At 39.9% G+C, this 19,256-nt stretch carries 15 protein-coding genes; 12 read left to right on the top strand and 3 right to left on the bottom strand.

What is annotated here, in order from left to right:
* Window positions 1-3: 3 nt before the first annotated feature.
* The 5 genes from nusA (at window position 4) to truB (ending at window position 6,293) form a co-directional block, all read left to right on the top strand.
* The gene (nusA, locus tag PVV57_RS04410; RefSeq protein WP_273718218.1) at window positions 4-1,635 is read left to right on the top strand and encodes a transcription termination factor NusA; all 1,632 of its coding nucleotides are present in this window, start codon (window positions 4-6) and stop codon (window positions 1,633-1,635) included.
* Complete coding sequence (locus tag PVV57_RS04405) at window positions 1,636-2,271, top strand: RNA-binding protein (protein WP_273718215.1); 636 nt, start codon at window positions 1,636-1,638, stop codon at window positions 2,269-2,271.
* The gene (gene infB / locus PVV57_RS04400; protein ID WP_273783534.1) at window positions 2,268-4,796 is read left to right on the top strand and encodes a translation initiation factor IF-2; all 2,529 of its coding nucleotides are present in this window, start codon (window positions 2,268-2,270) and stop codon (window positions 4,794-4,796) included. Before PVV57_RS04405 ends, infB begins: the two co-directional genes overlap by 4 nt.
* Window positions 4,797-4,921: 125 nt before the next feature.
* Entirely contained in the window at window positions 4,922-5,326 is a 405-nt protein-coding gene (gene rbfA, locus PVV57_RS04395) for a 30S ribosome-binding factor RbfA (protein ID WP_273718212.1), read from the top strand.
* A gap of 4 nt (window positions 5,327-5,330) precedes the next feature.
* Window positions 5,331-6,293, top strand: coding sequence for a tRNA pseudouridine(55) synthase TruB (gene truB, locus PVV57_RS04390; RefSeq protein ID WP_273783533.1), 963 nt, complete (start codon window positions 5,331-5,333; stop codon window positions 6,291-6,293).
* A gap of 459 nt (window positions 6,294-6,752) precedes the next feature.
* Here the strand turns inward: truB and PVV57_RS04385 are convergent, their stop codons facing one another.
* A complete protein-coding gene (locus tag PVV57_RS04385) occupies window positions 6,753-8,381 on the bottom strand; it encodes an MFS transporter (protein ID WP_273718208.1) in 1,629 nt (542 codons plus the stop codon).
* 314 nt (window positions 8,382-8,695) lie between these two features.
* Here PVV57_RS04385 and rpsO point away from each other — a divergent pair, with 314 nt between their 5' ends.
* The 3 genes from rpsO to PVV57_RS04370 all read left to right on the top strand — a co-directional run bounded on the left by rpsO (window position 8,696) and on the right by PVV57_RS04370 (window position 12,480).
* Complete coding sequence (gene rpsO, locus PVV57_RS04380; protein WP_005774142.1) at window positions 8,696-8,965, top strand: 30S ribosomal protein S15; 270 nt, start codon at window positions 8,696-8,698, stop codon at window positions 8,963-8,965.
* A gap of 250 nt (window positions 8,966-9,215) precedes the next feature.
* Window positions 9,216-11,411, top strand: coding sequence for a polyribonucleotide nucleotidyltransferase (gene pnp, locus PVV57_RS04375; protein WP_273718203.1), 2,196 nt, complete (start codon window positions 9,216-9,218; stop codon window positions 11,409-11,411).
* 73 nt (window positions 11,412-11,484) lie between these two features.
* Window positions 11,485-12,480: a class I SAM-dependent methyltransferase gene (locus tag PVV57_RS04370; protein WP_273718290.1), complete on the top strand. Its 996-nt coding sequence runs from the start codon at window positions 11,485-11,487 to the stop codon at window positions 12,478-12,480.
* An 18-nt stretch (window positions 12,481-12,498) separates the two neighbouring features.
* On the opposite strand, the gene hslU is transcribed toward PVV57_RS04370, so the two are convergent.
* Together hslU and hslV are read right to left on the bottom strand one after the other, a co-directional pair.
* Window positions 12,499-13,809, bottom strand: a complete 1,311-nt coding sequence (gene hslU, locus PVV57_RS04365; protein ID WP_273718201.1) for an ATP-dependent protease ATPase subunit HslU — start codon at window positions 13,807-13,809, stop codon at window positions 12,499-12,501.
* Entirely contained in the window at window positions 13,810-14,391 is a 582-nt protein-coding gene (gene hslV / locus PVV57_RS04360; protein WP_273718198.1) for an ATP-dependent protease subunit HslV, read from the bottom strand. It lies immediately after the preceding gene.
* Window positions 14,392-14,605: 214 nt separating this feature from the next.
* Here hslV and PVV57_RS04355 point away from each other — a divergent pair, with 214 nt between their 5' ends.
* The 4 genes from PVV57_RS04355 to PVV57_RS04340 all read left to right on the top strand — a co-directional run bounded on the left by PVV57_RS04355 (window position 14,606) and on the right by PVV57_RS04340 (window position 19,103).
* Window positions 14,606-15,595 (top strand): asparaginase, encoded by a 990-nt coding sequence (locus tag PVV57_RS04355; RefSeq protein ID WP_273718196.1) that lies wholly within the window; start codon window positions 14,606-14,608, stop codon window positions 15,593-15,595.
* Between the two features lie 175 nt (window positions 15,596-15,770).
* Window positions 15,771-16,715: a type I pantothenate kinase gene (gene coaA, locus PVV57_RS04350; protein WP_273718288.1), complete on the top strand. Its 945-nt coding sequence runs from the start codon at window positions 15,771-15,773 to the stop codon at window positions 16,713-16,715.
* 13 nt (window positions 16,716-16,728) lie between these two features.
* A complete protein-coding gene (locus tag PVV57_RS04345; protein ID WP_273718195.1) occupies window positions 16,729-18,096 on the top strand; it encodes a M17 family metallopeptidase in 1,368 nt (455 codons plus the stop codon).
* A gap of 137 nt (window positions 18,097-18,233) precedes the next feature.
* Complete coding sequence (locus tag PVV57_RS04340; protein WP_273783531.1) at window positions 18,234-19,103, top strand: NlpC/P60 family protein; 870 nt, start codon at window positions 18,234-18,236, stop codon at window positions 19,101-19,103.
* The last annotated feature ends 153 nt before the right edge of the window (window positions 19,104-19,256 follow it).

The following is a 19,256-nucleotide window of genomic DNA, read 5'->3' as shown; positions in this document are numbered from 1 at the left end:
TTGATGGCTACAAGCGCTAACAGGCTTGAGATTCTGCAAATTGCAGATGCTGTTGCACGTGAAAAGTCAATCGACCGTGAAATTGTCATTTCTGCGATGGCTGATGCTATTCAGAAAGCAGCACGTTCTCGTTATGGTCAAGAAACCAATATCCGTGCTGAAATCAATTCCAAAACAGGTGAAATTAAATTACAACGCCTGCTTAAAATCGTTGATGTTGTCGAAGACTATACAACGGAAATTACTTTGTCCGATGCACTCAAACGCCAAGAAGATGCAAAAATTGGTGATTTTTTTGCTGATCTTTTACCTCCTATGGATTTTGGACGTATCGCAGCACAATCTGCTAAACAAGTTATTGTACAAAAAGTACGCGATGCAGAGCGTGATCAGCAATATGAAGAATTTAAAAATAAAGTTGGTGAAATTATTTCTGGTACAGTCAAGCGTGTGGAATATGGCAATGTTATCGTTGATCTAGGACGCGGTGAAGCTATTGTGCGTCGTGATGAATTAATTCCCCGTGAATCCTTCCGCTATGGAGACCGTATTCGTGCTTTTGTCAATGATGTACACCGTGAAACACGTGGACCACAAATTTTCCTTTCACGCACACATCCCCAATTTATGGTAAAACTTTTTACTATGGAAGTTCCTGAAATTTATGATGGTATTATAGAAATTAAATCGGTTGCCCGTGATCCAGGTTCACGAGCCAAAATTGCCGTTGTTTCACGCGATGGTTCCATTGATCCTGTTGGAGCATGTGTGGGAATGCGAGGAAGTCGTGTACAAGCTGTTGTTGCAGAATTACAAGGCGAAAAAATTGATATTATTCCCTGGTCGCCTGATGCTGCAACATTTGTCGTTAATGCACTGCAACCTGCTGAAGTTTCTAAAATCATCCTTGATGAAGATGCTGAACGTATCGAAGTTATTGTGCCGGATGACCAACTCAGCCTTGCGATTGGTCGACGCGGACAAAATGTTCGCTTAGCTTCGCAACTAACAGGATGGAACATTGATATTTTAACGGAAAAGGAAGAATCTGAAAATCGTCAAAAAGAATTTACTGAACGCAGTAAATTGTTTATGGAAGCCTTAGAGGTTGACGAAATGATCGGACAGGTTATGGCATCAGAGGGTTTTTCTTCTATTGAAGAAATCGCCTACATTGATCTTGAAGAAATCGCTTCTATTGATGGTTTTGATCATGATACCGCTGCTGAAATCCAGAGTCGGGCCCGCGAATATCTCGATCATCAAGAAAAAGAACTTGATGAGAAACGCAAAAAGCTCGGAGTTTCTGACGAATTGCGAACACTTCCTGGAATGACAAGTGCTATGCTGGTTGCTGTGGGTGAGGATGGTGTAAAAACAATAGAAGATTTTGCTGGCTATGCCGTTGATGATTTAGCTGGCTGGAGAGAACGCAAAGAAGGTCAAACAAAGAATTTTTCTGGTATTTTAACCCCTTTTGACATTACACGCGCAGATGCAGAAGCTATGGTTTTAGCCGCGCGTGTACAGGCAGGCTGGATAGACCAAGCTGATCTTGTTACAGAAAATCCTGTAGAAGATGAAAATTCTGCAGAAAATGAAAAAACAGATGATTTGGATGTGGATACACTTTAAATGAATGAACGGACTTGCATTGTGACCCGACAAAATGCTTCAGCACAAACGCTGATCCGTTTTGTTATTGGTCCCAATAACAAAATTGTTCCTGATCTTAAAGCGAATTTACCAGGGCGTGGCGTTTGGATTTCTGCCCATCACGCTGTTGTTGAGAAAGCGATCAAACAGAAAGCCTTTCATAAAAATTTTAAAACAGATGTTGAGGTTGCACCAAATCTTGTGCATATTGTTGATGCGCTTTTACTCAAAGCTGCTCTTTCAAGCCTTTCCATGGCAAGAAAAGCGGGAGCTGTTGTCATGGGAGCAACGAAGGTTGACGCTGCTATCCGCTCTGGTCAAGTTATTCTTGTACTTCATGCTAAAGAAACAACAGAAGATGGAAAACGAAAAATTGCACAAGCCATCCATACAATACAACAACAAACAAATCGGACGATAAAAACCATATCTTTATTTACAAGTGATGAAATGCGCATAGCTTTTGGCTCTAATCCTGTCATGCACGCAGCCTTATTGGACACAAAGGCTGCTGAGGGATTTCTCAAAACAATATATAAATTGATCAGCTATCGTGATGACAAACATAGTAAGCACGGTGAGATGACGGCACAAGCCGTGAAGGAAGTACAATGAGTGAAAATAACAACGACAAAACAATAGGCAAAAAGACACTAACTCTCAAGCGGTCTGTCTTGGAAACGAGTACGGTCAAACAAAATTTTAGCCATGGTCGCACAAAAGCTGTCGTTGTCGAAACCAAACGACGTAAAATTACGCGACCTGATGAAAAAGCTGAGACCCTGCAGCCTATTACAAAGCCGCATGTGGCACCCCAGCGCTCTAAACCGCGTTTTGAGGAAAAAAAGCCTCAAGAATCTGTAGCCAAAAGCAATCTTTCATCGGCTGAAATGGAAGCGAGGCTTCGCGCGTTAGAAGAGGCACATATCCAAGAAAGAATAACGCGAGAACAAGCTGAAAAAGAAGCAAGACGCACTAAAGAGCGTGAAGAAATTTTAAAGAAAGAAATTAAAGAAAAAGAAATACTTCAAAAACAAGAAGAAGAAAAAACACCGGTACAGATTCCACTTGTTCTCTCTGAGTCTCCCCTCATCGAAAAGACAGATATTCCTATTGCGCCTAAAAACACAACTGTCATTGAAAAACGCAAAATAGATGAAGATAAAGAGGAAGAACGGCATAGCCGACGTGCTAATCCTGCTAAATCAGAAATACGTGCACCAAAAGTTGTCAAAGGAGCTGATGAGCGACGTCGTGGAAAACTGACTCTTAATAGCGCACTGGACGAAGAAGGGAGTGCGCGGGGGCGCTCAATGGCTGCAATGCGGCGCAGACAGGAAAAGTTTAAGCGTGCACAAAACCAAGAACCAAGAGAAAAAATTTCTCGCGAAGTTGTTCTTCCTGAAACGATTACCATTCAAGAGCTCGCTCAACGTATGACTGAGCGTTCTGTTGATGTGATTAAGTTTTTGATGAAACAAGGACAAATGATGAAACCTGGCGATGTTATTGATGCAGACGTTGCTGAACTCATCGCTGTTGAATTTGGTCATACTGTTAAGCGTGTTTTAGAATCTGATGTAGAAGAAGGTATCTTTAATATAACAGATAATCCTCAAAATATGCAACCGCGTCCCCCTGTTGTAACCATTATGGGCCATGTTGACCACGGAAAAACTTCTCTTCTGGATGCTATTCGCAAAGCAAATGTTGTTTCTGGTGAAGCAGGTGGTATTACGCAGCATATTGGGGCCTATCAAGTAGAACAAAACGGTCAAAAAATTACCTTTATTGATACACCGGGTCATGCTGCATTTACCGCTATGCGTGCTCGTGGAGCCCGTGTTACCGATATCGCCGTTCTTGTTGTTGCTGCTGATGATAGTGTCATGCCGCAGACGATTGAATCAATTAATCATGCCAAAGCTGCTGGTGTTCCTATTATTGTTGCTATCAACAAAATTGATAAACCCGCTGCGAATGCACAAAAAGTGCGTACAGAACTTTTACAACATGAAGTGTTTGTTGAAACGATGGGCGGTGAGACTTTGGACGTTGAAGTTTCTGCTAAAACTGGTCAAAACCTTGATAAACTTCTCGAAGCTATCCTTCTTCAAGCTGAAATGCTTGATCTGAAATCAGATCCTCAGCGAACTGCAGAGGGCGTTGTCATTGAAGCCAAATTGGATCGCGGACGCGGATCTGTTGCGACCGTTCTTGTTCAAAAAGGTACATTACATCCTTCTGATATTATTGTTGCCGGAAATGAATGGGGGCGTGTGCGTGCTTTGATTGACGACCATGGTCGCCATGTCAAAGAAGCCGTTCCCTCTACACCGATTGAAATTTTAGGCATGCAAGGAACACCACAAGCTGGAGATCGTTTTGCTGTTGTCACGCATGAAGCAAAAGCACGCGAAATTTCTGAATACCGTCAACGCTTAGCACGTGATAAAGCTGTTGCGCGACAAACCGGTTCGCGTGGTTCTCTCGAACAGATGATGTCAAAATTGCAAACAACTGGTGTTAAGGAATTTTCTCTTATTATCAAAGGGGATGTGCAAGGATCAATTGAAGCAATCGCTTCAGCATTGGAGAAACTAGGAAACGATGAGGTTCGTGCGCGTGTTGTACATTCTGGTGCTGGAGGAATTACCGAAAGTGATATTTCTCTTGCTGAAGCTTCTAATTCAGCTGTGATTGGTTTTAATGTTCGAGCCAATAAACAAGCGCGTGATTTTGCTAAAACACAAGGAATTGAAATTCGTTATTATAACATCATTTATGATCTTGTTGATGACATCAAAGCTGCCATGTCTGGATTACTCTCACCAGAACAGCGTGAAACTTTCCTTGGTAATGCTGAAATTCTAGAAGTCTTTAACATTACAAAAATCGGAAAAGTTGCTGGATGTCGTGTTACAGAAGGTAAAATAGAACGAGGAGCCGGTGTTCGCCTTATCCGCGATAATATTGTTATTCACGAAGGAAAACTGAAAACACTCAAACGCTTTAAAGATGAAGTCAATGAAGTGCAAAGTGGACAAGAATGTGGAATAGCCTTTGAAAATTATGAAGATATGCGCGCAGGAGACATCATTGAGACCTTCCGTATCGAACATATTAATCGCACATTATAAAATAATCCCATAACTTTACTCTGTTTTGAAATGAGGGAAGTTATTGGAATTCTATACACAATGTCTCTTTTTTTCCTTATCTGGATGGTCAAAAAAAGAGGTTTTGGAGCAAGGATAAAACTTTGATGAAAAATGCAGGGCCATCACAACGGCAACTTAGAGTAGCAGAGCAAGTACGTCATGCAGTAGCGCATATACTACAGCGTAATATTTTGCTTGATGATGTCTTGAAAGATATTGTCATTTCTGTCTCTGAAGTACGCATGTCACCGGATTTAAAAATTGCTACTTGCTTTGTATCCCCTCTCAGCACGCTTAAAAATGCTTCCCATACCGATGTTGTTGATACCCTCAATAAACATAGTCGTTTCCTCCGTGGAGAAATCAGTCATGCGTTGCGACAAATGAAATATATGCCAGAACTGCGTTTCCGACTTGATAATAGTTTTGATAACTTTTCAAAAATTGATGCCCTCCTCCGATCACCTGAGGTTGCACGCGATCTTCATAGCGATAAAGATGAGGATTAAAGATATGGCACGGCAACGCAAAAAAAAAGGGCGTCCTGTTTCTGGCTGGGTCATATTTGATAAACCAAAAGGAATGAAATCAACAGAAGCTGTCTCACAAATAAAATGGCTTTTTCATGCACAAAAAGCTGGGCATGCGGGTACGCTTGATCCTCTTGCTTCTGGTCTCCTCCCCATTGCCTTAGGTGAGGCAACCAAAACCGTTCCTTACGTGATGCAAGGCAAAAAAACTTACCGTTTTCATATCGCTTGGGGACAAGAGCGTGCAACAGATGATCTAGAAGGAGAAATAACGAAAACTTCTCTCAAACGTCCAACACAAGAAGAAATACTTTCTCTTCTTCCACAATATACAGGTATTATTTTGCAAACACCTCCGCAATTTTCAGCAATCAAAATTGCTGGAAATCGCGCCTATGATCTAGCGCGTGAAGGGGAAGTCTTTGAAATTGCGCCCCGTGAAGTGGAAATAGAAACTTTCGAGTTAATAGAAATGCCTACTAAAGAGTACGCTGTCTTTGAAATAACTTGTGGGAAAGGAACTTATGTGCGCTCGCTAGCACGCGATATGGGACGTGATCTGGGTTGCTATGGGTATATTGCTGACTTAAGACGTATTGCCGTCGCACCTTTTGATGAAGAGGATCTTATTACATGGGATGAACTAAAAGCAGCAATATCGCCAAATAAAAACACCACAGATGAAAATAAGTGTTCTTTTGAAAAAGACTTCTCAATACTCGATAAACTGTTAATTGAAACGGGAGCCGCATTAGATTGTCTCCCTCATTATCCGCTTACTGAAACCCAAGCGCAGAGAGTTATGAGGGGGCATTCTATTTCTTTATGTGCTGATAAAACACTTCTTGATGAAGAGGAGGTTTGTCTCCTCTATAGGAAACAACTTCTTGCTATTGGTACTCTCGACAAAGGTCTCTTTAAACCAAAGCGGATTTTCACAATTTAAGCGTTTCTTTCTTCTAACCATCTCTTATTAAAAGATATTATTCTCTATCAAATTAAGAGAAATATGTTGCTTTTCATTTCTCTACGCTCCCCGTATTCATAGTAAAACTTAAAGATCGTACTACAAGCCAACACTATCATACACTTTGCCATTTCCTAATTTTAAAACTCTCATATTTGAGAAGCTTCAAGAGGCTTTTTTATTCCCTTTTCAATCGTTTTTACCCCCACATTAGCTCCCGTTTGTACATACAAGAAAATAATTTTATTGATTCAATATACATAAGATCAATAGATTTAAAATGAGAGAAGTTTAAAGATTTTTGGAACCAACACTAAAAAAAATGATAAAATACCATTATAAATAAATACACCAATCATTAAAATACTCATTTTTTGTGCTTATGCTAACCAATTGATCTAAAGAATATAACAACCATATTAAAAAACTGTTCTAATCTTAAGGAAGATGATCAGAAGGGACTTTTAAAAGCATCTCATTGGCTTGGGGTATTGTCTGTCGTTCAATCATACGATGCACTCTTATACCATCAGGAGCACAATTTAAATGACGCAAACGCTTATTAACTTCAGCATCCGCTTTCGTACGACGATGATTATGGCGTAAATAATCTACCCAAGTTGGCATATGATAAGCCTCTGTCCAATATTCAGGTCTTTCAAGATCTCGTAAAAGGACCCATTGACGCGCACCATCACGTAAACGAATATGGCGTCGACGCGTCATCACTTTGAGAAACTCTTCCAGATCATTTTCATGAATTTGATAATCGATCATTATCATGATCGGACCACTTCTTGCTTTTAGGTCGAGTAAGAGTTCTGGCTCTCTAAAATGATCAAGAGGATTCAAATCTATTTGAGGAATTTCTTGAATTCTAAATTTTACCCCCGCAAGAGCTCCAACAATCAAGAATAGAGAACAAATACTCAAAGCAATTGTTGGAGAATAACCATCAGCTAAAATTCCCCAGATTGCACTACCAATAGCCATCCCCCCATAAGATGCGGTTTGATAAAGTGCTAAAGAACGTGCAACAACCCAGCGTGGTGTAGAGAGTTGTACAGATGTATTAAACAATGATAATGCCAAAACCCAACTTAGGCCTGCAGGAAATAAAGCAATATGGCTTATAATCATTGAACGGCTTATTCCCAATAAAAAGCAAGAAAAAGCAAAACCAATAAATGCACTTGAAATAATTGTTTCTGAACGAAAATGATGCCGTACAAATGCATTAATAATCCCTGCTGTCATGGCCCCTAATCCAAAACAACCAAGCAATGTCCCATAAAGAAGGGCACTTCCTCCAAGAACTTTATGCGCAACAATTGGCAAAAGAGCTAAAATTGAAATCGCCCCTATACCAAAAAGGAACGCTCGAACCATAATACTCAGAAGATTAGGTGACATTGCAACATAACGCAAACCATCTGAGACAGCCCCTAACAGTCTTTCTCTTGGCAATGAGTTGTTTTTATCATTCGATTTCCAGAAAAATAATGCACCAATAAGAGGGATATAGCTTATAGCATTAAACAAAAAAGCAGCAGATGCCCCCAAAGTTGCAATGATGGCCCCCCCAATAGCAGGACCAACACTCCGCATTAAATTAAAGCCGACACTATTCAAACTAACAGCAGCAGGAATATTTTCTCTGCTCACAATATCTCCTATCGTTGCTTGCCAAGAAGGATTATAAAAGGCTGTGCCACACCCAATCAAAAACGTAAAACATAACAAAAGCCAAGGTGTTAAAAATCCCATATAGGCTAAAACAGATAAACTCATGGATATGACCATCATCATAATCTGTGCACACAACATAATTTGACGCCGATTAAAATTGTCCGCTAATGCCCCTGCCATTAAAGAAAACATAACAAGTGGTAATGTTGTCGCACTCTGAACAAGCCCAACCATGGAATGCGAAGAACTAATTAATGCCATTAACCACCCTGCTCCAACAGCCTGTATCAGCCCCCCTAAATTAGAAATAAGCGTAGATGACCATAAATTTCGAAATACCGAATTACGAAAAAGTTTTAATGTTGAAATGCTCTGCATCTTTTCCCTCCAAATCGGTATTTATCACTTTTGTTACCACACACACGCTCATAATCTTTGTATCAAAAGGATGCATAAATCTTTAAAAAACTTCTCATAAAACCCTATTTAAATCAATATTTCAAAACAAAAGCCTTTATTTAAAGAAAGACTTCAAAATGCTGTAAAGGACTAGTATTTTAACCTTCTTTCCTATATAAGAGCGAGAATAGGTGAGAGTCTTTGACTCTTCTTATTTCCTCGCAGACCCTGGCTGAACGACATCTCGGCTATGGGTGACTTTATGTTTCTTCGTTTTTTGAAAGGATGATACGATGTCGATTACAGCTGAACGTAAACAAGCTCTTGTTGCAGAATACGCAAATAAAGTTGGTGATACAGGATCACCAGAAGTACAGATTGCTGTACTTTCTGAACGTATTTCTAATTTAACAAACCACTTTAAATCTCACAAAAAAGATAACCATTCTCGTCGTGGTCTCTTAAAGATGGTGTCTCAACGCCGGCGCCTTCTTGATTATCTTAAAGGAGTTGACCAAAATCGTTATCAGACACTTATTAAGAAGTTAGGTTTGCGTCGCTAAAAGAAAAATGGGATGGTGTAAAAAAACCACCCATTTTTTCAACATGTTGCTTTTAGTTGAAAATTTTAAAAACTGACAAGTTATTAGGGGATAAGGCTGTTCATCATTTCGCATTTAAGGCGATTTATCTCTCTCCTCTCCCAACAAAGATGGAAGTAACTTGTTGTCCACCCCAGAGCCTGAAAATATGCTACGCAAAGTCAGAATGTGAGCAATCAAAGATTTAAACACTGGTCATTAAGGATAAAAAATGTTCAAAACGCACAAGATAGAAATTGAATGGGCCGGGCGTCCGCTCACCCTTGAAACAGGGAAAATAGCGCGTCAAGCTGATGGTGCTGTGATTGCTACCTATGGAGAAACGATTGTCTTAGCAACCGTTGTATCGGCTAAAAGCCCAAAACCAGACCAGGACTTTTTTCCACTCACCGTTAATTATCAAGAAAAATCCTATGCGGTTGGTCGAATACCTGGAGGCTATTTAAAACGTGAAAGTCGGCCAACTGAAAATGAAACTTTGGTTTCACGTTTGATTGATCGTCCAATTCGTCCTCTCTTCGTTGAGGGTTATAAAAATGATACACAAGTCATTGTTTCCGTTATACAGCATGATCTCGAAAATAATCCCGATATCCTTGCGATGATTGCCTCCTCTGCCGCATTGACCCTATCAGGTGTTCCTTTCATGGGGCCTATAGCGGGTGCCCGCGTTGGCTATTGTAATGGACAATATGTTCTCAATCCTCATATGGATGAAATGCCTGAATCAAAACTTGATCTGGTGGTTGCTGGAACAGAAAGTGCTGTATTAATGGTTGAATCAGAAGCACAAGAATTGCCGGAAGATATCATGTTGGGTGCTGTAATGTTCGGTCACAAAGGCTTTCAACCTGTCCTTGATGCCATCATCAAGCTTGCTGAGGTTGCTGCAAAAGATCCTCGTGATTTTGTTCCTGAAGATCTTTCTGAGCTTGAAAAAGCGATGCATGAAATGGCCGAACAGGGTATACGAAAGGCCTACACAATCACTGATAAGCAAGAACGTTATGCCGCAATTGATGCCCTGAAAACAGAAGTCATCAATAAATTTATGCCAGAAACAGAAGAAAACTGTCAATTTAGTACAGATCAAATTGCAACCGTATTTAAACAGTTGCAAGCAAAAATTGTTCGCGGAAACATTCTTGATACAGAAAAGCGGATTGATGGACGCAATCTTTCTACCGTGCGCCCTATCCAATCAGAAGTAAGTATTTTGCCCCGCACACATGGATCAGCACTCTTTACCCGCGGAGAAACACAAGCGATTGTCGTTGCAACATTGGGAACTGGTGAAGATGAACAATATGTTGATGCCTTAACAGGCATGTATAAGGAAACATTCCTCCTCCATTACAATTTTCCACCATTTTCAGTAGGTGAAACAGGACGCCTTGGTTCTCCTGGTCGTCGTGAAATTGGACATGGAAAACTAGCATGGCGAGCAATTCACCCCATGTTACCAACGAAAGAATCTTTTCCTTACACCATTCGTGCTGTCTCAGAAATTACTGAATCCAATGGATCTTCTTCCATGGCGACGGTTTGTGGAACATCACTTGCTCTCATGGATGCTGGTGTTCCGCTCGCGCGCCCCGTTGCAGGTATTGCTATGGGTTTGATTAAAGAAGGAGAACGCTTTGCTGTTCTGTCTGACATCTTAGGAGATGAAGATCATCTTGGCGATATGGATTTTAAAGTTGCTGGAACAGAAAATGGTATTACTGCTTTGCAAATGGATATCAAAATTGACGGTATTACCGAAGAGATTATGAAAATCGCACTTGAACAAGCCAAAGGTGGCCGAATCCATATTCTTAACGAAATGGCGAAAGCTTTAACCAGCGCACGAGCTGAACTGAGTGAATTTTCTCCACGAATCGAAGTGATGAATATTTCTGTTGATAAAATCCGTGATGTTATCGGCTCTGGTGGTAAAGTTATTCGAGAAATTGTGGAACAAACTGGAGCAAAAATTAATATTGAAGATGATGGTACCATTAAAATTGCTTCTGCTGATGCTAAAACCATTGAAGCAGCAAAACGCTGGATCCATTCTATTGTCGATGAACCTGAAGTTGGTGCTATCTACCAAGGTACAGTTGTAAAAACTGCGGACTTTGGTGCCTTTATAAACTTTTTTGGTTCTCGTGATGGGCTTGTGCATATCTCTCAACTTGCATCAGAACGCGTCACCAAAACAACTGATATTGTTAAGGAAGGTGATAAGGTTTGGGTTAAACTCATGGGCTTTGATGAGCGTGGAAAAGTTCGGTTATCAATGAAGGTCGTTGATCAAGAAACCGGAAAGGAAATTATCGATGGTAAATCGGTAGAAGAAGAAAAGTGCATGGATGAAAAAAAGCAACCTGAAAATAAGCGCCGCCGGAAGAAAAAAGAAGAGTAATCTTTTCTTCTTATCGTAATCATGAAATGCCATCCCAACATTGGAATGGCATTTTTCTTTGAAAGAACCACATGTGTTATCATTTTTACCCTTTGAAAATTATGCACTCCCTTATCCAGATCCAAACCAATGCTGGCTAAGTTTCGGTTTAACGGAGGTCCCTCCTCCAGAATGGGCGAAAAATTTAAAAGTTATCACGCCTTGGCGACCAGATTTTTTAAAATTTGTCGATACTCAATTTCACTGCTCTCCTCAAATAGATAAAACTTTCATCTATGATGGAGCATTTTTACGTTTAAGCAAATATCGTGGTTTTAACCAAAATTGTTTTCTTGATTTATTAGAATGCGTAAAACCCAGTGGATGGATTGTGATCAGTGGGAATAAAACGGCTGGTGCTGCTTCAATGATGAAATGGGTGAAAACAATTGTTCCCATAACCAATAAACTATCTAAAAATCATGGTCTTGTATTTTGGCTTCAAGTTCCTCAACAAATAGAGAGAGAAAATATTGCACAATTGCGCTCACAATCGCTTTCTTTTGATAAATTTCAAACCACTTCTGGTATGTTCTCACACGGGCGTATTGATCCAGGATCTGCAGCGCTTGCCTCTTATATGCTCAAAGTTATTTCTGGGAAAACGGCTGATTTTGGAGCTGGCTGGGGCTATCTTTCTCACGTTGCACTTGAAAGCGATGTAAAACTTACGACTCTTGATCTTTATGAAGCAGACTACAACGCTTTGGAAGCAGCAAAACAGCACCTTAAACCCATAACAGCTCCTTTTCCAATTCATTTTTATTGGCATGACCTTGTGCATGAGCCTGTCACCAATCTGTATGACACAATCATTTCAAACCCACCGTTTCACACACAACAAACGACAGATGTCTCCTTAGGAAAACATTTTATTATAAATGCTGCAAAATGCCTAAGGCTAGGTGGCAGTCTACTTCTTGTTGCAAACCGCCACCTTCCTTATGAAACATTGTTAAAAGATATTTTCCGCACAGTGTTTATACATGAACAAGCCCATGGTTTCAAAATTATCGAAGCACGCAGATAAACAAAACAAGCAATACATCTAAAGAATAAAACGGGAGAGATCGATATCAGCAGCAAGCTCGCCAATAGATTTTCTCACATAAGCAGCATCAATTTTAAACGATGTTCCAGCTTTATCCGGTGCCGTGAAAGAAATCTCATCTAAAACACGCTCCATAACGGTTTGCAAACGACGTGCCCCTATGTTTTCAATCCTTGCATTTAAATCTACAGCAATATCTGCTAAAGCATCAATCGCATCATCGGTAATTTCCAAATGAACCTCTTCTGTTGCCATAAGAGCAATATATTGTTTAATCAAACTTGCTTCTGGTTCTGTTAGAATGCGCCGTAAATCTTCCCTTGTTAAAGGGTTGAGCTCCACGCGGATAGGCAAACGTCCTTGAAGTTCCGGTAATAAATCAGATGGCTTAGAAACATGAAATGCACCAGAGGCAATAAAAAGAATATGATCTGTTTTGATTTGCCCATATTTTGTAGCAATTGTTGTGCCTTCCACCAAAGGCAAAAGATCACGTTGGACGCCCTCACGCGAAACCGCAGCACTAGCTCCACCATCCCTCGTTGCAATTTTATCAATCTCGTCGATAAAAACAATACCGTCATTTTCAGCAACACGAAGCGCTTCTTGAATAATTTGTTCCTGATCAAGGAGTTTTTCAGATTCATCATCAATAAGCGGTTTAAAAGCATCCCTTACTGTTGTTTTTCGGACTTTTGTACGACTGCCCATTTTACCCAAAATATCGGATAAATTCATAATCCCCATTTGCGCCCCAGGCATACCAGGAATATCAAAGGTTGAAGCACTATTGCTATTATTATCGGCTACTTCAATTTCAATCTCTTTCTCATCCAATTCACCTTCACGCAATTTTTTGCGAAAATTATCACGGGTAGCGGGACTTGCTGTTTTACCAACAAGGGCGTCTAAAACGCGCTCTTCGGCATTCACGTGAGCCTTTTCTTTTATTTCATCCCGTTTCTTTTCACGCACAAGAGAAATGGCAATTTCAACAAGATCTCGAATAATTTGCTCAACGTCACGCCCCACATAACCAACTTCAGTAAATTTAGTTGCTTCTACTTTCACGAAGGGTGCTCCAGAAAGTTTTGCTAATCGACGTGCGATCCCTGTTTTACCAACACCTGTTGGTCCTATCATTAAAATATTTTTTGGCATCACTTCTTCACGCATCTGCCCATCAAGCTGTTGTCTACGCCACCGATTACGCAGTGCAATAGCTACAGAACGTTTGGCATCATTTTGGCCAATAATAAAGCGATCAAGTTCAGAAACAGTCTCACGAGGGGAAAATACAACACACATTTAAATAGCTTTCTCTAAAGAAGATAATTCTGTATCCAATGTTTCAATCGTAAAATGATCATTGGTGTAAACACAAATTTTAGCGGCAATAGCCATAGCTTTACGGGCAATGGTTTCGGCATCTAAATCCAAGTCCATCAGTGCCCGCGCTGCTGAAAGAGCAAAATTTCCTCCAGAGCCAATGGCCATAACCCCATCTTCTGGTTCTAAGACATCACCAAGCCCTGTTAGAGCCAAAGTTACTTTTTTATCAGCCACGAGCATCATTGCTTCAAGACGACGCAAATAGCGATCTGTTCGCCAATCCTTTGCAAGTTCTACACATGCGCGCATAAGTTGATCAGGATATTGCTCAAGCTTTGTTTCTAATCTTTCCAGTAATGTGAACGCATCTGCCGTAGCACCTGCAAAACCAGCAATAACCACTCCGCTCTTCCCAAGACGACGAACTTTACGTGCATTGCCTTTCATAATCGTCTGTCCAAGAGATACCTGACCGTCGCCAGCCATCACGACTTTGCCACCTTTTCGTACTGTAATAATCGTTGTACCATACATTATGTCTGGCTTATGTTCTGTCATAAGGAGACTCCTATATTACTTTCCTTTTAATATTATCTTTTCATACAATGTAAAACTCAATTACTATTGTCCTATTTAAGAACATATATAGCAAAACACAATGATTCAGCATCATTCAATTTGTTGAAATTGAAAAAATGATATTATTGTTGTCAATGTAAATTACTGCTAAATAGCTTTATGTAAACAGTTTGTGCCTTTATAGAGGAAAATTATGAAAAAAATAGCTATAGGAACCTTAGGTGGAACAATTGCAATGACTGCTGATCGTTTTGGCCACATGCAACCGACTTTAACCTCAGATAACCTCATAAAAAGTGTTCCTGATTTAAATAAGGTGGCTGATATTCACGCACAAACATTAATGCAAATACCAAGTGGATCTTTATCTTTTAAAATTCTTTTTGAAATACTCGAGTGGGCAAAACAACAAATACACGCTGGCGCAGAAGGGATTGTTTTAACGCAAGGGACTGATACTCTAGAAGAAACAGCTTTTTTTCTTTCTCTTTATTGGAAGGAAGCTGAACCACTCATCATAACCGGTGCTATGCGTACTCCTTATGAAGCAGGCGCTGATGGACCCGCTAATATTTTAGCAGCAACCCGTGTCGCGACGTCCCCACAAAGTCGCAACAGAGGCGTTCTCGTTGTCATTAACGATACGATTCATTCACCTTATTGGCTCTATAAAAGTCATACCGTCAAAGTTGAAACATTTCAATCAGGACTCGTAGGTATTTTAGGAACTATTTTAGAAGGAAAACTCATTTATTTCAATGATAGAAAATTTTCCCCGACAACGTTTGATCTTCCTCAAAACCACGATCATCAAATTGCACTCCTCTATTCCTCTCTATCGTCTGATGCGCAATTAATGAAACTCTGCCTTGAAAGTGGATATTATGCCGGGCTTGTTATCGCTGGTTTTGGTGCAGGACACTGTAGTTTTCAAGAAGCAGACCTTGTACAACAATATGCACAAAAAATACCCATTATTATTGCTAGTCGTTGTTGTAATGGCTCAACAACTCGTATAACTTATGGCTATAAAGGCTCAGAAATCGATATGATTGCTTCGGGTGTTCTCATGTCCGGTTATTTATCAGCCGTAAAAGCGCGTTTGCTTTTATGGGCTTTTTTGGCACAAGGACACTCATTGGCACAGATCCGTGCTCATTGGAATGATTGGACGATAAGTTAATAAAAATGATCTATTATCTTAAGGAAGAGAGCATGCAAAACAAAATTTATTTGAATATAAAGCAGCTCATCTGTCCGCTCTTAATCGATTACTGTGGCAAAAAAAATCTCGACAAATACAAATGATTGATACAACTGTACAAAAAATTAATCAGAAAGATAATTTGGTCAAATCCATTTCTGACCGATATTCACCCTATCGCGTCTTTACGGCACAAGAATGGTCAGAGTTTCGTGCGGACACACCTCTCACTTTGACTTTTGATGAAATTAAACGTTTACGCTCTATTGATGATCCTATCGATCTTGAAGAAGTCCAACGCATTTATCTTTCTTTATCGCGTCTGCTCTCATGCCATGTTGAAGCAGTACAGGAGCTTTTTCACAAACGTCAGCAGTTTCTCCATCAAGAAGAGACTAAAAAAACACCCTTTATTATTGGAATTGCTGGTTCTGTAGCAGTAGGAAAATCAACCACCGCTCGCATCCTTCAAGAACTGTTGAAACGTTGGACATCTAATCTTAAAGTTGATCTGATCACAACGGATGGTTTTCTCTATCCTAACGCAATCTTACAGCAAAAAAATCGTCTGAATCGTAAAGGATTTCCTGATTCCTATGACATTAAAAAATTGCTATGCTTTCTTTCGGCTATAAAAGCAGGTGTTGGGAATGTCCCTGCTCCGCTTTATTCGCATATGACCTATGATGTTCTAGAAAATCAGACAATTACTATTGACCGTCCTGATATTTTAATTGTTGAAGGGATTAATGTATTACAGGTTAGTGATCTTCCTAAAGATGGAAAGGCCATTCCTTTCGTATCAGATTTTTTTGATTTTTCAATCTATGTAGATGCCGAAACAGAAGTCATTCGTCACTGGTATTTAGAGCGCTTTAAACGTTTACGTAAAACAGCTTTTCAAAATCCTGAATCCTATTTTCATCGCTATGCCCTACTGAATGAAAAAGAAGCCTCAAAAATCGCTGAGGATATTTGGCAAACAATTAATTTAAAAAATTTACAAGAAAATATATTGCCAACACGACCACGGTCCAATCTCGTTCTACGAAAGGGAAAAAATCATTTGGTCGAGTATGTCGCACTTAGACGATTATAAGGATCTCATAACTATGCAGCAGCACCCCATTCATTTTACCTCAACACCTATCGATAACAGTTTCCCTATCATCTTGGTAAACCAAAGAAATCTTGCCAACTTATCACTTGATGCTTCAACAACAGCATGGATAAAAGTTAATGATTTTACTGGAAAAGCAGGACAAATACTCTTTGTTCCTCATGAAACGGGGCATTTAAAAAAAGTTTTATTTGGAATTGGCAATGGTAACGATCCCTTTATCACAGGACTGCTTGCTCAAAAACTTCCTTCTGGTCAATGGCATTTAGAAGGTGAGACCTCTGATGAAATAAATGTCTATCTTGGATTGGCACTGGGAAGCTATCAATTTAATAGCTATCGTCAAAATTCTTCTTTCAAATCATTATCCATCCATGTCAATGAGGCTGTTGATCTTAATGAACTCCAACGCATTTATGAAGCTGTCTTCTTCGTCCGTGATCTCATCAATATCCCAGCCAATGATATGACCCCTACTACTCTCGAAGTAGAAGCACGACAACTAGGGAAAACATACGGTGCTCATGTCCAAACTATTTGTGGAGATGATCTCTTAACCAATAACTTTCCGATGATTCATGCCGTAGGGCGAGCAGGCAGCACTGCACCACGACTGATTGAGTTACACTGGGGGCAAGAACATCACCCTAAAATAACGTTAGTAGGCAAAGGCGTAACTTTTGATACAGGGGGACTGGATATTAAATCAGCCAATAACATGTTGCTTATGAAAAAAGACATGGGAGGTGGAGCAAACGTTTTGGGATTGGCTAAGCTTATCATGGATGCAAAATTGCCTTTCCGTCTACGTGTTTTAATTCCAGCTGTAGAAAATGCAATTTCTGCGAATGCTTATCGACCAGGTGATATTCTCAAAAGTCGTAAAGGTTTAAGCGTTGAAGTGGGTAATACAGATGCTGAAGGGCGACTTGTCCTTGCTGATGCACTCGCCTATGGTGATGAAGAAAGTCCAAAATTCATGCTTTGCATGGCTACTTTAACGGGGGCAGCACGGATAGCATTAGGACCAGATCTTCCCGCATTTTATTGTAATGATTCAATATGGGCACAACAAGTTTCTGAATCTGCTCACGCTGTTTTCGACCCTCTTTGGCAAATGCCCCTTTGGAAACCTTACCAAGAGATGTTATCATCACCAATTGCTGACCTTAACAATGTAACTGGAAATAGCTTTGCTGGCTCTATAACGGCTGCTTTATTTCTTAATTCTTTTGTTGAAAAAGCTGAACATTTTGCACATTTCGACCTTTATGGATGGGTCCCAAAAGAAAAACCAGGATACCCTATTGGGGGATCAGCACAAACTATTCGTGCTCTTTATAATCTCCTTAAAAATTAATTTTGACATAAAATAAACATAAAAACGGACAACTTTAGAACCTTAAGAGCAATCGTTCTTCACTTTTAATTGTGTTCTGTAATTTATTTGAGGATAAAAATCCTACCACTACCAATTATCAGATGAAAGGTAAATAAATGTTTCCTAAAGATCCGAGATTACATGCATTCAGAGAAGATCTAGCAGACGAACGTCTTAAAGGCGAAATTACAGCTCAGCGCTTTGTGCAAGGTGAAAAAAGACGTGTTAATGCGCCTGTTGCTGGATTGTTTAAAGAGAATAATAACAAAAGTGAAATGCAGACAGAGTGCTTATTCGGAGAAGAACTTCTCATCTTTGAGCATGGAGAAGAGATGTCGTGGGCACAATCTCTCAAAGATGGTTATGTTGGCTATATTGAGACAAAAGCGCTTTGTGCATCAACCGTAGAACAAACACATGTTGTTACAGCGCCACGTACTTTTCAATATTCGCAAGCTGATTTGCGTGGACCAGTAGAATATCCTTTATCTATAGGAAGTAAGGTAAGCGTTTTTAATGAAGTTGAAGTCCGTGGAACCAAATATTCTATACTTGAAAATGGGGGCGCAATCGTTAGCGATCACCTCAGTCCGATTGGCAGCGTTGTGTATAAAAATTATGTTGATGCTGCTGAAAAGTTAGTCCACACACCTTACCGTTGGGGTGGAGCCAGTGGCTTTGGAGTTGATTGCTCAGGATTGGTCCAGATTTCTATGGCAATGACTGGTCAAGTGGTTTTACGTGATACTGACATGCAACAAAAAACTATAGGAAAGTCACTATCAAATGGTGATAAACTTCAACGAGGTGATTTGATTTTTTGGAAAGGTCATGTCGCTATTATGACTGATCATGAGAATATTATTCATGCAAATGGTTCTTCTATGGATGTTACGGTCGAACCACTGGAAAAAGCAGTTACACGTATTGCTCAAAAATGCCAACGATATCCTGTAGAAAAACGCCGTCCAACACTGGGAATATAGTACGTTCTTTTACATGAATATGATAATGGGGCCATTATCGGCAGTTTGCTTCATATCGATGTAAGAAGGCTTTTATAAATTGAATTTATATCAAATGGGATGCATTGCTTAGTTATTTCCTAAACTTCGATATTTAAGAGGATTGTACTTTTT

The organism is Bartonella sp. AU15XJBT (assembly GCF_028618615.1).
Classification (GTDB): Bacteria; Pseudomonadota; Alphaproteobacteria; order Rhizobiales; family Rhizobiaceae; genus Bartonella.
This window is presented reverse-complemented; position numbering and strand designations above follow the sequence as displayed.

What these genes read in the sequence shown, in the direction of transcription:
- hslU (WP_273718201.1), bottom strand. Translation starts at nt 13,809, where the DNA reads ATGTGTGTTGTATTTTCCCCTCGTGAGACTGTTTCTGAACTTGATCGC.
- truB (WP_273783533.1), top strand. Translation starts at nt 5,331, where the DNA reads ATGGCACGGCAACGCAAAAAAAAAGGGCGTCCTGTTTCTGGCTGGGTC.
- PVV57_RS04405 (WP_273718215.1), top strand. Translation starts at nt 1,636, where the DNA reads ATGAATGAACGGACTTGCATTGTGACCCGACAAAATGCTTCAGCACAA.
- infB (WP_273783534.1), top strand. Translation starts at nt 2,268, where the DNA reads ATGAGTGAAAATAACAACGACAAAACAATAGGCAAAAAGACACTAACT.
- PVV57_RS04385 (WP_273718208.1), bottom strand. Translation starts at nt 8,381, where the DNA reads ATGCAGAGCATTTCAACATTAAAACTTTTTCGTAATTCGGTATTTCGA.
- pnp (WP_273718203.1), top strand. Translation starts at nt 9,216, where the DNA reads ATGTTCAAAACGCACAAGATAGAAATTGAATGGGCCGGGCGTCCGCTC.
- hslV (WP_273718198.1), bottom strand. Translation starts at nt 14,391, where the DNA reads ATGACAGAACATAAGCCAGACATAATGTATGGTACAACGATTATTACA.
- PVV57_RS04345 (WP_273718195.1), top strand. Translation starts at nt 16,729, where the DNA reads ATGCAGCAGCACCCCATTCATTTTACCTCAACACCTATCGATAACAGT.
- nusA (WP_273718218.1), top strand. Translation starts at nt 4, where the DNA reads ATGGCTACAAGCGCTAACAGGCTTGAGATTCTGCAAATTGCAGATGCT.
- rpsO (WP_005774142.1), top strand. Translation starts at nt 8,696, where the DNA reads ATGTCGATTACAGCTGAACGTAAACAAGCTCTTGTTGCAGAATACGCA.
- rbfA (WP_273718212.1), top strand. Translation starts at nt 4,922, where the DNA reads ATGAAAAATGCAGGGCCATCACAACGGCAACTTAGAGTAGCAGAGCAA.
- PVV57_RS04355 (WP_273718196.1), top strand. Translation starts at nt 14,606, where the DNA reads ATGAAAAAAATAGCTATAGGAACCTTAGGTGGAACAATTGCAATGACT.
- PVV57_RS04340 (WP_273783531.1), top strand. Translation starts at nt 18,234, where the DNA reads ATGTTTCCTAAAGATCCGAGATTACATGCATTCAGAGAAGATCTAGCA.